Annotated in this window: 15 protein-coding genes; 7 read left to right on the forward strand and 8 right to left on the reverse strand. The window is 54.1% G+C overall.

The genetic code is table 11. The features are described from left to right. Positions 1-185 precede the first annotated feature (185 nt). Genes ACR3FB_RS22375 through ACR3FB_RS22400 form a run of 6 tightly spaced genes read left to right on the forward strand, consistent with a single transcriptional unit; the run spans position 186 to position 4,929 of the window. Entirely contained in the window at positions 186-2,225 is a 2,040-nt protein-coding gene (locus tag ACR3FB_RS22375) for a TonB-dependent receptor domain-containing protein (RefSeq protein ID WP_480566903.1), read from the forward strand. A gap of 34 nt (positions 2,226-2,259) precedes the next feature. Next, a complete protein-coding gene (locus ACR3FB_RS22380; protein WP_480565544.1) occupies positions 2,260-2,685 on the forward strand; it encodes a hypothetical protein in 426 nt (141 codons plus the stop codon). Between the two features lie 4 nt (positions 2,686-2,689). Next, complete coding sequence (locus ACR3FB_RS22385; protein ID WP_480565545.1) at positions 2,690-3,355, forward strand: MotA/TolQ/ExbB proton channel family protein; 666 nt, start codon at positions 2,690-2,692, stop codon at positions 3,353-3,355. Continuing rightward, entirely contained in the window at positions 3,345-3,716 is a 372-nt protein-coding gene (locus ACR3FB_RS22390; protein ID WP_480565546.1) for a biopolymer transporter ExbD, read from the forward strand. Before ACR3FB_RS22385 ends, ACR3FB_RS22390 begins: the two co-directional genes overlap by 11 nt. After that, on the forward strand, positions 3,713-4,108 hold the full coding sequence (locus ACR3FB_RS22395; protein ID WP_480565547.1) for an ExbD/TolR family protein: 396 nt from the start codon (positions 3,713-3,715) through the stop codon (positions 4,106-4,108). The genes ACR3FB_RS22390 and ACR3FB_RS22395 overlap by 4 nt, the downstream gene beginning before the upstream one ends. Next, entirely contained in the window at positions 4,105-4,929 is an 825-nt protein-coding gene (locus ACR3FB_RS22400; RefSeq protein WP_480565548.1) for an energy transducer TonB, read from the forward strand. Before ACR3FB_RS22395 ends, ACR3FB_RS22400 begins: the two co-directional genes overlap by 4 nt. A gap of 587 nt (positions 4,930-5,516) precedes the next feature. On the opposite strand, the gene ACR3FB_RS22405 is transcribed toward ACR3FB_RS22400, so the two are convergent. From ACR3FB_RS22405 to ACR3FB_RS22415, 3 genes are all read right to left on the reverse strand, one after another. After that, complete coding sequence (locus tag ACR3FB_RS22405; RefSeq protein WP_480565549.1) at positions 5,517-7,493, reverse strand: bifunctional 2',3'-cyclic-nucleotide 2'-phosphodiesterase/3'-nucleotidase; 1,977 nt, start codon at positions 7,491-7,493, stop codon at positions 5,517-5,519. A gap of 519 nt (positions 7,494-8,012) precedes the next feature. After that, positions 8,013-8,504: a P-loop nucleotide/nucleoside kinase family protein gene (locus ACR3FB_RS22410; protein WP_480565550.1), complete on the reverse strand. Its 492-nt coding sequence runs from the start codon at positions 8,502-8,504 to the stop codon at positions 8,013-8,015. Positions 8,505-8,520: 16 nt separating this feature from the next. Then, positions 8,521-9,420, reverse strand: a complete 900-nt coding sequence (locus ACR3FB_RS22415; RefSeq protein ID WP_480565552.1) for a LysR family transcriptional regulator — start codon at positions 9,418-9,420, stop codon at positions 8,521-8,523. Positions 9,421-9,516: 96 nt separating this feature from the next. Here ACR3FB_RS22415 and ACR3FB_RS22420 point away from each other — a divergent pair, with 96 nt between their 5' ends. Beyond that, positions 9,517-10,164 (forward strand): class I SAM-dependent methyltransferase, encoded by a 648-nt coding sequence (locus ACR3FB_RS22420; RefSeq protein WP_480565554.1) that lies wholly within the window; start codon positions 9,517-9,519, stop codon positions 10,162-10,164. Between the two features lie 284 nt (positions 10,165-10,448). Here ACR3FB_RS22420 and ACR3FB_RS22425 read toward each other — a convergent pair whose 3' ends face one another. The 5 genes from ACR3FB_RS22425 to ACR3FB_RS22445 all read right to left on the reverse strand — a co-directional run bounded on the left by ACR3FB_RS22425 (position 10,449) and on the right by ACR3FB_RS22445 (position 15,095). Continuing rightward, positions 10,449-10,934, reverse strand: coding sequence for a DUF3124 domain-containing protein (locus ACR3FB_RS22425; protein WP_480565555.1), 486 nt, complete (start codon positions 10,932-10,934; stop codon positions 10,449-10,451). A 354-nt stretch (positions 10,935-11,288) separates the two neighbouring features. Beyond that, a complete protein-coding gene (locus tag ACR3FB_RS22430; RefSeq protein WP_480565556.1) occupies positions 11,289-12,305 on the reverse strand; it encodes a D-cysteine desulfhydrase family protein in 1,017 nt (338 codons plus the stop codon). Between the two features lie 16 nt (positions 12,306-12,321). After that, positions 12,322-13,050 carry a TSUP family transporter gene (locus ACR3FB_RS22435; protein ID WP_425085268.1) on the reverse strand — a complete coding sequence of 243 codons (729 nt, stop codon included), beginning with the start codon at positions 13,048-13,050 and terminating at the stop codon, positions 12,322-12,324. 37 nt (positions 13,051-13,087) lie between these two features. Further along, positions 13,088-13,828 carry an aspartate/glutamate racemase family protein gene (locus ACR3FB_RS22440; protein WP_480565557.1) on the reverse strand — a complete coding sequence of 247 codons (741 nt, stop codon included), beginning with the start codon at positions 13,826-13,828 and terminating at the stop codon, positions 13,088-13,090. A gap of 28 nt (positions 13,829-13,856) precedes the next feature. Continuing rightward, the gene (locus ACR3FB_RS22445) at positions 13,857-15,095 is read right to left on the reverse strand and encodes an NAD(P)/FAD-dependent oxidoreductase (RefSeq protein ID WP_480565558.1); all 1,239 of its coding nucleotides are present in this window, start codon (positions 15,093-15,095) and stop codon (positions 13,857-13,859) included. Positions 15,096-15,098: the final 3 nt, after the last annotated feature.

Raw genomic sequence — 15,098 nt, forward strand, 5'->3', positions numbered from 1 at the left:
CGCGTCATTGGCCCGCTGGCAGTGACTGCAAACTCAGTCACGGAAATATGTTGACTGTTTTAGTAAGCTTTATTAACGAGCACAAGTCATCGCTGAAAGGCGATTCCAAAAAACACCAAAAAAGACTGACCTTAGCCAGCGAACTGCAAGCATCTCCGGTCCTCAAACCACTCGAAGGGACAGAAATGCGTGCTTCAATTCGAAAGGCGGGCCAACTTGGCACCGCTTCTTGCCTCAGTTTGATCGCAGCAGCCTCTTGGGCGCAGGAACAGGATGATGGGTTCCTGGGCACACTTGAGCTGGGCGAAAGCAAACGGGAAATCCAGACCGACACCGCAGTACCGATTACCAATATCGATCAGGAAGAGATCAACGACCGTCAGGCCAACACGGTTGCAGAGCTGATCGACACAGTGCCTGGTGTGACCCTGGTGAACGGCTCGACACCGCAGGGGTCAGGTATCAACATTCGCGGCTTCGGTGCCAACAGCACCTTCGGCACCGACCAGAAAGTTCTCATTTTGATCGACGGGGCAACTACCGGTTCGGAAGAACTGTATCGGATCGGCAACCAACTCTTCACCGATCCACAACTTTACAAAAGCGTGTCTGTGATTCGGGGCACTGTCGGGTCCTTCGAATTCGGTTCGGGCGTCGTGGGAGGCGTGGTTCAATTGGAAACCAAAGACGCCTCGGATTTCACCGGCGGTGAGCCCGGCTTCCGGTTCCGACAGACGTTGGAAGGGTATTCAAACGGCAACGGCTTTGCCTCGTCGTCGATTCTGGCGTGGCAGCCGAACGAGCAGACCGAGTTCCTGTTCAACTACACCTATCGCGATCAGGACGATCAGAAAGACGGGAATGGCGATACAATCGGCAACAGCGCCTTTACCCTGCCTTCCCTGTTGGCGAAGGGTAAATACAGCTTCGGCGAAAATCTGGAGCATTCCATCACCGCATCATGGAACCAATCGACCTCGGAAGAACGGGACGTTCCATATGACTCATTCGGTACATCTGCAGACGCTTTTGGAAATGTGGATCGTGACATCGAAACCCGGATTGGCATCCTGCGATATCAATACCGGCCAGCAGACAACGATCTGATCGATTTGGATGTGAACCTCAGTTATTCCGAGCAGTCCATCGACAGCAGCTATGTTCCTGGCTCTTCCAGCTTAGAGGGAACTCCGTTTTTCCCAAGCATTCGGGCTCTGGCGGACGCGTCACATAACTATGAAACCACCAAACTGACGATCAAAAATACCTCGTATTTCCAAACTGGAATCGCTTCGCATGATCTTCGAGCCGGGATCGAGTTCATCAATCGAGAGCGTCTGGATGCCCTGTCAGCTCCTGGTGGGACCGATCGTCGGATTGCCTTGTTCGCTGTCGATGACATTCAGATCGGCGATCAACTGACCATCACACCAGCGCTGCGTTACGAAACGCAGGACATCGAGGGGGATGGCGATACAGCAGCTTTCAATGAGAGCTACGATAACGATGCTCTGATGGGGGGTCTGTCGGCGCGGTACGAATTCGCAAACGGTTTCGGCATCTTTGGCGGCGGTGCATACACTGAAAGCCTGCCCATCATCGACGACCTTGGCACCCCGGTATTCATGACCCAACCCGAGAAATCGCGCACCTGGGAAGCAGGGTTTTCGTTCAATCGCGGAGATGTCTTTGCCGAGGGCGACGTCGTGCGCGCCAAGGTGAATTTCTACCACACCAACTTGCGGGATGTCACATCCTACAATCAATCGAATCCGATTACCGGAGCCTCAGTCCTATTGGACAAGGTTGAAACGAGCGGTTTGGAAATCGAAGCATCATATGCGAACGCTGGCGGGTTCTATGTCGATTTTAACGCCAATGTCGTAAGCGGAACGGAAATCAATGAAAACGGGCAGGAGTCCCGCTGGCGCAACGAACCATCGGATTCGGCGCGGATCACATTCGGCAAACGGTTTGGCGAAACGATTGATGTCAGCTGGGAGCTTTTCGGAGCCAGGTCTGGCTTTGATTCCTCAGACGACCCGGTTGCCGGATATGGCGTCAACACATTGCGCGCGTCCTACTTCCCGCAAGAAGGCGCGCTCGCAGGGTTCGAAATTAGGGCAGGTATCGAGAATATCTTCGACAAAAACTACCTGCCAAACCTGTCCACGCGCAATGCGCCGGGCCGGAACTTCAAGCTGACCGTGGCCAAAACCTTCTGATCAAGAAAAGTAAGGACCAATAATGCGAATAGCGTTGAAAAGTAATGCTCGGTTGGTCCTGCTGGCCCTGCTCCCAATTCTGGGGGCGGGGCTTGCCTCAGCCGGAGAAACCGGTGGCGTTTCGATAGAGCTGAGCTCTGCGGAAGAACGCGACCAAAGCTGCCTGCTCAGCTTTTTGGTCGAGAATACCTATAACGCTGATATCGAAAGCGCCGTCTACGAAATGGTCTTATTCGGCGCCGAAGGTAGCGTTGCTCTGCTCACGCTTCTGGATTTCGAGGATCTGCCCGCAGGGCGTCCTAGGGTCCGCCAATTTCAGTTCGATGGAATGGCCTGCAACCACATCACTCGTATCCTGATCAACGACGCTCAGGAATGTGCGCATCAAGGAGGCATGGAGAATGCCTGCATGTCGAACCTGACACTCAAAAGCCGCCTTGAAACGGAAATAATTGGATAGGCCAATGGATGCGATCATTCAGAAATTAATAGACGTCGTTGCGCTTGGCGGGCCGGTTGTTGCGATCCTGATCGCAACCTCGGTCGCAACCCTATCGCTAGTCATCTACAAGCTGTGGCAATATGGGGCCGCCGGGGTCGGTCGCCATATCGAGCTGTCTTTGGCGATTGAAGCCTGGGACCGCCGGGACCGGGTTGCTGCGATGGCGCATCTGGAAAAAAGCCGCAGCTATCTGGCCCCAGTGATCGCCATGTCGTTCAGTGATGATAGCAGCACTCTGTCCGAGCGTGCCGATGCCGAGGCCGAAGCGCGATTTGCGGGGCTCGAACGGGGCCTCAACGTGCTGGACATGGTGTCTCAGCTTGCGCCACTTTTGGGTTTGTTCGGTACCGTTCTTGGCATGATCGAAGCCTTCCAGACCCTGCAAGGAGCGGGTAATTCGGTAGACCCTGCACTGCTTGCAGGTGGCATTTGGGTTGCCTTGCTGACAACGGCTGCAGGATTAGCCGTCGCCATGCCAACCTCGCTTGTACTGACTTGGTTCGAGTCACGCATGACGCGTGAACGCATCTTTACCAACCGTGCCCTACGCACCGCTTTCGCGCCTGGTCACGCCACAGAATGCAAAGCGACCGAGATGCCAAAGGCAGCTCTTGCCCATGGCACTTGAGACCCGCACCAAGCGGCGCAAGCGCCTGTCGATGACCTCGTTGATCGACGTTATCTTTTTGCTGCTGCTGTTTTTCATGCTTACTTCAACCTTCTCGAAATTCGGCGAGATGGAGTTTTCAACGGCTTCGGCAGGCGGTTTAGACCAAGACATCCCGATCCGCTTTGTGAAGCTTGAACAGGGTCGTCTTCTGGTCGACGGGACCGTAATAACCCTGGATAGCGTTGCCGCGCTTTTCGACGGGACCTCGGAGCAAATGGCACTGATCAGTCTCGGCCAGAACGCAACTTCGCAACAACTGATTGACCTGCTGACGGCTTTGAAAGGCGTGGCTCACCTACGGACGCAGGTGATCGGATGATGCAACTGAAACCAAAGGCGAGGCGAACCCGAGAACCCACAATTGCTCTGATCAACGTCGTCTTCCTGATGCTGGTTTTCTTCATGATTGCGGGTACGCTTGCCCCACCGCTTGGCAACTCGGTGCAACTGGTCGAAACGCAGAACCTTGAAGGGCGCGAGCCGCCAGATGCGCTCGTCATCCGTGCCGATGGTGTGCTCGAGTATCGCGGGGCCGAGCTGACGGACGTTGAAGCTTATGTTGAACGCGCTTCAATTGACCTACCGCTGGAAGTAGTACGCTTGGTTCCCGATCGCGCGCTTCCAGCGGTGCGGCTGAAAGCGGTTAGTGATGCCCTTCGTGCCTTGGGCGCAAACAAGGTCTTTGTGGTGACACAAAGGGCTCTGCAATGATCCCCAAATCCCGCGCCATAGCCGCATCTGCGATTGTATTGGCCGCCGCCACCCACGGTCTTGCTTTGCATGACTTTGGCGCACAAACGTTGACGCAAATCGAAGGTGGAGGCTCGGTCGACACTGCGGCACTTGGGACGTCCTTTAAGGATTTCACTGCTGGAACCATTGCATCCGCGCCCACCGCGGCCCGGAATACGACTGTAGAGCCTGATCAACCAGTAAAAGGAGCAAACCCCAAGGTGCTGGCAGCGCAGACTGCAAAACCTAGCGCAAAACAGGTCGCGCCTTCGGCGAAAGGAGCATTGAAGGCGACGGTTTCTAAGAAGCCAAGCCAACTCGCAGCGACCCAAGCCAGACAGCCTGAGACTGAGCCCAAACGCAAACCTGCAACGCCTCCTATGCAAACCCCAGAGCTTGAGGAAAAGAAAGTCGCCCAGCCAGCTGCGAAAGCAGGCAATGGTGAACGCGCTAGAAAAAAGGGCAGTACAACCGGCGAAACCACCAAGGGAGAAGCCGCCGCAGAAAAGACAGCCCGTACAACTTCGGCCCAGGGCAATGCCTATGCAAGCAACTACGCGGGCAAGGTCAAACGCAAGATCCTTCGTGTGCGACGCAAAAGCGCGAAAATCCGCGGCGTGGTTCTAGTGACGTTTCGCATCGCTGACAGCGGAGCTTTGGTATCGGCCAACATTGCCCGCAGTTCAGGTTCAAAGCGTTTGGACCAGATCGCCTTGTCACAGGTGCGCGCGGCTGCACCTTTTCCAATTCCGCCTGCCGGGGCCCGTCGAGAATACACTATAGAAATTTTGAGCAAGTAGAGGTGAATGCACGAGGCCGGAAGGTTTCTGAGTACCATGAGATCAACACCAGATCGCGACAACGCGAGTGTGAACGGTAAATTCAAAAGGCCCCACAGCGCGCGTTAGATAGACTACGCAGCAGCCGTTCTGACGTTTCCGACAGGGGAGTTTTGCGAGCTTAGTTTCGCGTCATCCTTTTTGCTCAATCCTTTTGCAATTACCGCGAACGATCACTTGAATCCGTGGAGTTTTTTGTTTCGATTGAAGCGGCCGATTTGCCAGCAAGTGTTAACGGTGGTTTTAGTCCGCTGCGCGTAGGTTTAACCCACTACACATTTAGCTTCTGCATCGAATGTCGGGAAAGCAAATTGCGACCGCAGTTTCTAATCAGGCCGTTGAGAGTCTAGTTTGGGCCGTTGATAGGTGGTGGGAAAGCAGGGCAGGGGCTCATGCTGCGCCTGCTCAATGGTTCGCAACGATCCAAAATCAGTATTTTTGTAACTACTTATAGCATTTAAGCATCGCAGGCGGGCGGTCAGCATAAGCGCGATGACAGCTGCTTTAGTTGACCCCCAGATTTTTGAAAGTAAGCAAATGAGATTGTACTAGAGCTTGATACGGAAAGCTGCGAAACCGTCTGTGCCATCTCCGGCGTCTTCGATTGAAACGCCTTTGACGTCGTCAATGTAGTCTCGGGCCTTTGGGCCGGTCTCGAAAAGCACGGTTGTGTTCTCAAGAGGTGCAAAAGACCAATTGGCGTCCGCTTTTGGGTTGATCGTTCCCTGTTCAACAATATAGCGCACAATGACGTCGCGATTGGTGTCCGGGGCCTCGAATACAATTGTATCACCCAGTGCGCCAGGGAATGAACCTCCGCCCGATGCACGATAATTGTTGGTGGCGATGATGAATTCCATGTCATCAGTGACCGGTTTACCTTGGAAGGACAAATTCACAATTCGGGCCGCATCGGGATTCACCCCTTCGCCCTTTGGTCCAAAGCGCGACGGTTGTGAAAGGTCGATCTGGTATGTCACACCATCCATCACATCGAAATTATAAGATGGAAACTCTGGGTTCAGTAGAACCGCGTCCTCTGAGCCTGGCTCGATCTTGTTGAACATTCCGGCCGAACGCTCCAGCCAACCACGCAGCTGAACACCGTTCACGCGCACCGCGCGCACCGTATTTGGATAGAGATACAGATCAGCCACGTTTTTAATAGCAACGTCCCCGACCGGGACGTCGGTGTAGTAGTCGGGGCCTCCGCGACCACCCGCCTTGAACGGCGCTGCCGCTGATAGGATCGGTAAACCAGCGTGCTCGGTACCTTTCAGCATTTCTTCGACATACCATTTCTGTGCGATTGAAACGATCTGTACAGACGGATCGTCAGCAACAAGCGCGAAATAACTATGCAATGGAGCAGATGTCTTTCCAACTGCGCGACGGACATAGGCGAGCGTTTCGTCGTGATCCTTCGCAACCGAGTCGAGAACCTTCCGATCGTCTCCGACCAAAGCGGTGATTGAACGGTCTTCATTGCGTTGAGAAATCGCGCGGGCCTCTGACGTCGTTGTAATAACGCGCCACTCATTTCCGTCCCTTTCCAGCAACAGATCTAGCAAACCAAGATGTGAGCCCCAGAAGCCGCCCATTACAGCAGGTTTGCCCATCAGGGTGCCCTTTTCGACATCGATACCGGGTCGGTCCGAAAATGTCGGCGAGGGGAAAACAAGGTGATTGTGGCCCGTGACCAACGCGTCGATCCCGTCAACACCCGCCAAAACGACGGATGCGTTTTCCATACCGTCGATATGATTGGCGTCGCCGATACCAGAATGTGAAAGGGCGATGACTAGGTCACACCCTTGTTCTTTCATCTCTGGCACGTATGCCCGCGCGGTTTCGACGATATCGCGGGCTTGAACATTGCCTTCCAGGTGCTTTCGATCCCAGTTCATGATCTGCGGCGGTGTAAAGCCAATTACGCCGATTTTGATTGAGTGCTTGGTCCCGTCGCCCGTTTCGATTTCACGGTCGATGATTGCGTAAGGTTTGATCAGCGTTTTGTCGTCACGTGGAGTTGCGCCTTGTGCCTTTGAAACGTTAGCCAAAACGACCGGGAACTCCGCGCCCGCGAGTGATTTTTCCAGAAAATCCAGTCCGTAGTTGAATTCGTGATTCCCCAAAGTGGCGGCATCATAGCCAATCGTGTTGAACGCGGTGATAATCGGGTGGGCGTCTCCTTCTTTCATGCCACGCTCATAGGCGATGTAGTCGCCCATTGGGTTCCCTTGAAGAAAGTCACCATTGTCGACCAAGATCGAGTTCGTCGCCTCAGAACGAATTTCGTTGATGATTGAGGCCGTACGGGACAAGCCCACGGTGTCACGGGGTTTGTCAGCATAGTAGTCATAGGGGAACACATGAACATGGATGTCCGTTGTTTCCATAATGCGCAAATGCGCTTGGTTGGTGGCAGCCAAAACTGAAAAAGGATGTAGGGTTATAGCCGCTGCTCCGGCAGTTGTTGCAAGAAATTGGCGACGCGAAATTGACGAGCGGCTGGAAAATGACATGGGTGACCTTTCGAATTGGCTTGCAACGAGAATTGTTGCCGCTTTTGCATAACGATCTTATGACAGTTTTTCCTACCACATTTTGCAGACTTATTTCAGGGGGTTTGGACAAGCACCATGCACCTACTCCCGAGAAGTTGCTCAGTGATTGTCTGAGGTGAAATCAAGCCAGAAGTGTTTTGATAACTTATGTGTAACTTGCTCGGTGCTTCGTACCATTGTCCGTGCAGCATTGACGGCGCAAAACTATTCTGAAGGGGATCGCAGGAGCCTGTTCTGGACGGTGCGTTGCCCAGGCCCGCCAGTGACGTACGTTAACCGATAGTCGGCGTAAGCGACATTGCCGGTCTTGCCACCGCCTTGACCCATGAAGGACCCACTGGCATGCGCCTCCTATTATCGTGCGAAATGCGGGCTTAAGACCCCGTGAAAGTTGTCCGTGAGCATTCGCCATCCGTCGATCCAGAGCAGGAGGCGGAACAATGTTTGGAGCCGCCGCGACACTTTGAATTTCTGGCGCTACTGACGGTGAGTTATGATGTTGAAACCTTCTTCGGGTGATGGTGGCACGAAATGCCGCGCAATTCGGCGATATTGATCTTCCGTTGCTGCAAAGGCATGAGCGCCTTCTTTGTTGCGCTCGTGCAGCCGGAGCAGACAAACCTCATCTGACACATCCAAAAAGTGAAGGTGGTGCTGCGCAGCTGCGCCTTCCAGCAGGTCGCGCATCCAAGCCCTATTTTCAATTGTGTTCGCTGGAAAATCGAGAACGACGGAAACGCCAGCCTTCAGCAAAGAAGCCACGTGACTCCCCATGACCGGTCGCAGTTTTAAAGCGCAATTCACATAGTCCTGAAGGGACTTCATCTGGTCGCCAAACAGGGTGCTAAGCCATTCATCTTCTGAAATAAGCACAGCCGCGTCTCTTTCGGCGAGTTCTACTGCCAGAGTTGATTTCCCGGAAGCTACTTTGCCGCATAGCAAGTGAAGCGTTGGAATAGCCTGTGACATAAAGCGAACTCCCAGATTACCTGATGGTCCCTGCGCTAAGTTGGTCCGCCAGTTGATCAAACACCAACCTGATCCTTCGTGCGGTATGCAATTCGGAGTGCGTCGCCAGCCAAATCGGGAACTTAAACGGCTCGCGGTCGGGAAGCACGCGCTCCACACCTGGCGTTAAGGCAGCCACATCATCCGACATTACACTTATGCCAAACCCTTGGCGCACCAATTCCCAGGATACTATCCCGCTTTGTGAGCCAATCCTGAAGCTTTTTCGGGTGACCTGAATGCCCGCCGGATCGAGAAAGCCGATCATCGTGTCGATGTCCCCGAACCCGACAAAGTCCAATTTCGCAAGTTCATTTTCATTTTTAGGCCGTCCGACCTGATCAAGATACGAAGGTGCCGCGTAAAAATGGGCGCTGGCGTCGGCGACAAGCTTTGCTGTCAGATCCGGCTGAGTTGGGCGTACATGTCGGATCGCGATATCAGCCTCACGTCGCTGTATGTCTCGTATGTCATTTGCAGCAACGATGTCTATCTCTAGTCGCGGTGCCGCAAGTCGGATCTTTTTCAGTATCGGCGGCAGCTGGTAGGCAGACATCACATCGGATGCAGTAATCCTGACTTGCCCTTCAACAGCTTGCGACTGGCTTGTCGCAGTAAGAGAAATCCTGTTTGCCACATCCGCCATTTCTCTGACATGCAACAAAAGCTCGGCGCCAGCAGTCGTCAAATTAAGCGACTTGCCGACTCTTTCAAACAGGGTGATGCCAAGTGCCGTTTCCATTGCAGCAACTTGACGGCCGACAGTGGGTTGAGTTTGCTCAAGAACGCGCGCCGCTGCGGAAAATGAGCCTTCTTCGGCTGTCGCAAGAAAGGACCGTGCTTGGTTCCAGTCGAAATTGATGGCGTTCCAGTTCATGCATTTATGCATAACAGTTCTGCAGATTGTGGCAATTCCATAAATGATTGTTTGGAAGTAAGGGATGCGGTAACAACCTTGTAAGAGAGCAATGAAATGGCTGCTTTGTCCAAAGATGCCGCGTTCTGGAGCAAAATCTCGCAAAAGTACGCGGCTGACCCAATCCGCAACATGGAAGGGTATCTGAAAACACTCGAGCTTACGAAGTCGTACCTGAAAGCGGAGGACAACATACTGGAAATCGGGTGCGGGACGGGTTCAACCGCGCTGCTGCTTGCACCGCATGTTGCCCATATCACCGCCACGGATCTCGCTCCGGGCATGATCGAGATTGCCGAAGAGAAGCGTGAGAAAGAAGTATTGGAGAATGTCACATTCAAGGTGGCCGAAGTTCTTGAGCACGGTCTTGACGAAGGGTCCTACGATGCGGTCCTGGCGCACAATTTGCTTCATCTCCTGCCCGATTTGGACCAAGCGCTCGAGCACATTTTCGCACTTACAAAACCCGGTGGGTTTTTCATATCCAAAACTGTTTGCGCCCCTGAGAGCGGTGGTTTCAAGTATGCGATGATCAGTCGGGTCGCGATCCCAATCATGCAGGCTATTGGTAAAGCCCCATTTGTGCATTTTGTGCCTGGATCAGTGCTTGAGAGGAAGATTGCGTCCGCGGGCTTCGATATCCTCTATAAGTCTGATCAAGCCTCAATGCTCCAAAGCCGCTATATTGTTGCGCAAAAATCTTGAAGTTTTAGTTCGTTCAGTGGCATCCGTTGAAACGATCTTTGCGTCACATTGCGCGATATTTTCCTACGGGAATGAACGGAGTTACTTTGGTCTACTTCTACTTAAAGAGTAATATTGCGAAAGGCCGGTTTGTCCGCCCTGCTACCATCCGAACGCATGGCAGTTAGGGTTGGCTATGAGCCCAAAGTGGGCTCCTGTAGCTGTGGCAATCAAAAAACCAGATAGGACTAAGTATTGGCGCGATGATCGAGTTGGTTATATCGAAATCAAAATAGTGATGGGTGCTACGGTGTTTGTGACAACACCTGACCTCGACTTGTAAACGAGATTCCTTGAGTGCCGCTTCCACCGACCATGATTGCTTCAACGATGGGGGGCTGTACTGGCACTTCTGCCGACCAGGTGACGACGAAGTTCGCGCCAATCCCGTCTCCGACGCTACCAATAGGTATAAGCGCATTGATCGACCCAAATGGCATCAGTTGAACGGGCTCATTGATGAGAGTTTCCAGAAGCTGCCCCGCTCGGTCGTAATAGTCGACACGCTCAACTTTGATCTCTGATTGAGCACTAATGTTGTGCACAACAAGGGTAGAAGCGAGCGGTTCGCTGCGACCCTCCTGCGTGAAAACTCGCGAGTAAGATGGAACATAAATGACTTGAGAGGTTACAGTCTCCGAAACCTGTGCGATGGAAAGGCTTGGTACGGTCGTCAACGAAGCCAAAACCATTGAGAATGACCAGAAAGTTCTGCGGGAGAAAAACTTCATGCAGGCGAATGCTCCATTTCTTCTGTTGTCAAAATGAGCATACGGATGACAAGATTCGGCGCAAGAATATGTCTGCTTTGTCCCCCGTTCTGTCATCTGCGGGTCTTGCGGATAAGGTCCGCGATTAAGCTCTTTCTGTGGTTTTAAGCATCGTAGCGTCAAGTGAATTGACTGACAGCGAGCCACGTAAATGGAATTGATTTGACTCGTAAGTTTGTTCTGCTGACAGGGTGTTTTGGCGGCGGAACATCAACTCCGCTAAAGGCTTTGGAAGAGCGCGGTTTCGATCCGGGCAATGCTCATGTTTTCTGTTTTCCCAGTATGGGAAGTTTTTTGGGGGGGGTATTGGCGGATTTAGGATAGGTCGCTGGCCAACTCGTTTTGATACCCAAATAGTGCAGGCAACCCACCCGTGTGCACCATGACGACTTTCTGTCCGGGTAGGATTTTCCCTTCGCTTACCAAATGCAACAACCCTGCGAAGGTTTTCGCGGTATAGACGGGATCAAGGAATATTCCTTCGGTACGAGCCATCTTGTCCAATGCAGCCCGCGTGCCTCCACTGAGTTTCCCGTAGCCGGGAGGCAGCGCTTCATCCATAACGTTTAGCCTGGCATGCAAAGGCGCTGCGTCGATATCCAACAGCTCCGCCAGTTTCTGCAAAACGGTGTTCATTCGGACCATTTGCTGTTCGCGATCGCGCCGTACGCAAACGCCAAACACAGAAGCGGTGTTTTCTTCCAAGGCCACTCCAGTCAATAAGCCTCCATGTGTGGCTCCACTACCTGAGGGTACGACAATCGCATCAATATCTGGCATCTGCTGACACAATTCTTGTCCAGCGACAACGTAGCCCAAAGCACCCAAAGGCGGATGGTTTAATCCCAGATGAATGACATAAGGTTTGCGCCCTCGCGCCTTCAACTCGTCGGCGCGCGCGTGCAACGCAGCGTCCGCACCGACTTCGTCCTCGCCCTTGGGGTAGGTCATGTGTTCGGCACCCAGAATTTGTGCCAAAAACACATTCCCAGAGCTGTAATACACCTCGCCCATATCGGACACACGCTCTTCCAGTTGCAGGACGGATTGCATGCCCAGTTTTGCTGCGGCGGCTGCAGCAGACCGAACAAAGTTTGACTGAACTGCGCCGGTGATCAGAATAGTATCCGCACCTTTCTGCAGGGCATCACCGAAATAGAATTCAAGCTGACGCGTTTTGTTTCCGCCAAACCCAAGCCCGGTGAGGTCATCGCGTTTCAGCCAGAGGTCGATGCCCAATTCCGAAGACAACCTGTCCAGCCGCTCCAATGGGGTTGGGCCTGACATGAATTGGGCCCGCGGAAATCTGTCCAGTTTGTTGTCTTGTGTCATTGTCTGCCCTTCGAGTTTACGCGATCGCAAATGCGCGATGAAAGAGAACGCCGCAGGCCATCAGAGATACCACGCGGATCGCCGTTGTGACCAAGGTCTGCGGTAAATGTGGCCCCATTGCACGACCAAAAAAACTGCCGATCAACGTGAGCGCCACGAAGCCCCATAGCTGCGGGCCATAAGCGAAGGCTTGAGTCTCGGACAGGCTATGCAACAGGAATGCGATGCCGTATGCCACCAGCGCAATGGGTTGAACCAACTTGGCAACTTCTTTGGCAGGGCGGCCTTTCGCAATCAATCCAAAAACCATTAGCGGGCCGGGCGTCGCTGCCCAAACAGTCGCCAGCCCGGACAAGCCGGAAACGGTCGAAAACCCTGCTGTTCCAATTGAGCGGCGCAGGGGCAGCAAGGTCGTCACAAGCCCGATCAGCAACAGGCTGGCTGTTAGGGCAAGGACAAACGCCTCGCTTAGCCAGGGGTATACGACAAGGCCCGCGACCACTCCGAGGAGACATCCGATAATTGCCGTGCGAATGGTTTGTCGGTCGGCCTTCAGCACCTGTCGGTCTGTCGCGACCGCTGAAACGACAGTATTCAACAGCAGCAGTATTGGAACAGCCGTTGATGTACCAAGCAGGATCATCATCGGCGGTCCGGCAAGGATGCTAAACCCGATGCCGACGCCGACTTGCAGCATTGCGCCAAGGCCGATGGCAACCATCAGGATGGTTAGGTCGACGGACACTAAAATCCTCCAAGTCCCGCGCGATACTGCTGTTTCTTTACGTCCAAGGCATGATGCCAACATAGGAATTGCGCGTCGCAACGGTATGCGCCATCTGCGCCAGTGTCGTCAAATCGAAGACGGGAAGTTGCAACTCGTCCTGAAGGCGCGCCGCATAAGGCGGCAGATCGGTACACTCCAACACAAGCGACCGTATGTCCGGCGCTTGCCGTTTAAGTCGCCGCGCCGCCTCAAGGACTTCAGCCTCAATGAGGTCGGTGTCCATACGGGTGCGCGTGTTTCGCAGGATCACCTCAGCGAATTCGCTGGTGTCCTCTAGCCCTTGTACCGCGACGGGAATGCCCGCAGCGCCGACACCTTCGAAATGCTTCGGCGTCAGAGCAGATGCATCCGCGGTCAACACGCCCACCGGCGCATTCGCCCCGGTCATGTGAAAGGCCAGAGGAACCTGTATCAAGCTGGATGCAAAGACGGGAACGGAAACCGCCGCGGCCAGTTCCTTTTGAAACAAAGCCAGAAATCCACAGCTTCCCGTGATTGCCCGAACGCCCTCGGCCTCAAGCCTTTGCGCGCCCTTGATAAAGGGTGCCAGTAGATCGGGCGTCGGGTTGTTTAGTAGGGTCGGGACACTGATGCCGTCAATCATTTCGTAAAGTATAGGAAACGTAAGGCTGGACGGATTCTTGATGTGCCCGGGCGGTTTGGGGAAATAGCTTTCAAGGCACAAAACTCCGATCGAAGCCCCACATATGTTTTGGCCACCTTCGTAAATTGGCATGGTGCTCAGGTCCTTTCGAATAGGAGATTTAGAAACGGGCCAGCGAGAACGGGTCCAAGTTGATATTCGGGCTGCGTCCGGACACCAGATCCGCCACAAGTTCTCCGGTCTTTGGCGCCATCATCAGCCCGTAATGAGAATGGCCGAACGCGGTAAAAAGCCCGTCCTTTCCGTTCAGCGGCCCAATCGCTGGCAGGCTATCGGGAAAAGAGGGGCGTCGGCCCATCCAGAACTTTGCCGCGCCAGTATCGAGGTCCGGCACCAAAGATTTTGCCTGATCGGTCAGTATCTTTTCCTTGCGTGGATCCGCTGGCGCATCGACGCTGCCAAACTCGGCCGTACCGGCAACCCTGAGGCCGCCCTGCATCGAACTTGCGACGACCTTTGCGTCCACATCCATGACCGAGTTGTTCAGCACTGCCGAAGGGGCCGGGAATTCAACGTGGTAACCCCGTTCGGCCACCAACGGTACAGGTATGCCAAGGGGTTTGAGCAGGCCGGCAGACCACACTCCGGCCGCGAGGACAACATTGCGCGCGTGCAGCGTGTCATGTGACGTGGCAAGCTGCCAAATGCCGTCTTCGGTGTGGCTCAGCTTGGTGACTTCGGACCGCACAAACTCAGCACCTTGCGCACGTGCTTTTTCGGCCAATACAGCGCCCAAACGCCCGGGAGACGTTGCGCGGGCCTGACCTTTGATCACAATCGCTGCCTTGAGGTCTTTTGACAGAGCTGGTTCCAAGCGCCGCAATTCAGCGCCGTCGACCCGCTCCAATTCACCGCCTTTTTCCTGGCGGATCAGATAGCCAAGATCATCAAGGTTGGCTTGTTCAGGGTTGCGGAACGCGTGGATGTAGTAACTGTCCACGATCAGCGCTTCGTGGCCCGTGCCCTGCAGGTGCCGACGGTACAGATCAATGGAGGGGCGACACAAAATCTCCATCGCATCCGAGACTTCACGAACCGTCTTCTCGCCGGACTTGCCCAGAAAGCGCAGCCCCCATGGGATCATCTTCGGCCAGAAGGACGTCCGTACCGAAAGCGCGCTTTTCGGGTCCAACAGCATTTGGGGTAGCTTTTTCCAAATCCCCGGAACGGCCTGCGGAATGATCGACCAGGGCGACACAACCCCCGCGTTGCCGAACGAGGTTTCCTGCCCGGGGTCGCTCCGGTCGATAATTCGGACCGGTATGCCCCGTTCTTGCAGCGACAGCGCGCAACAAATGCCGACGATCCCTGCGCCGATGATGGTCACTTGCTCTGTCATCGC

The organism is Ruegeria sp. AO1 (assembly GCF_056535985.1).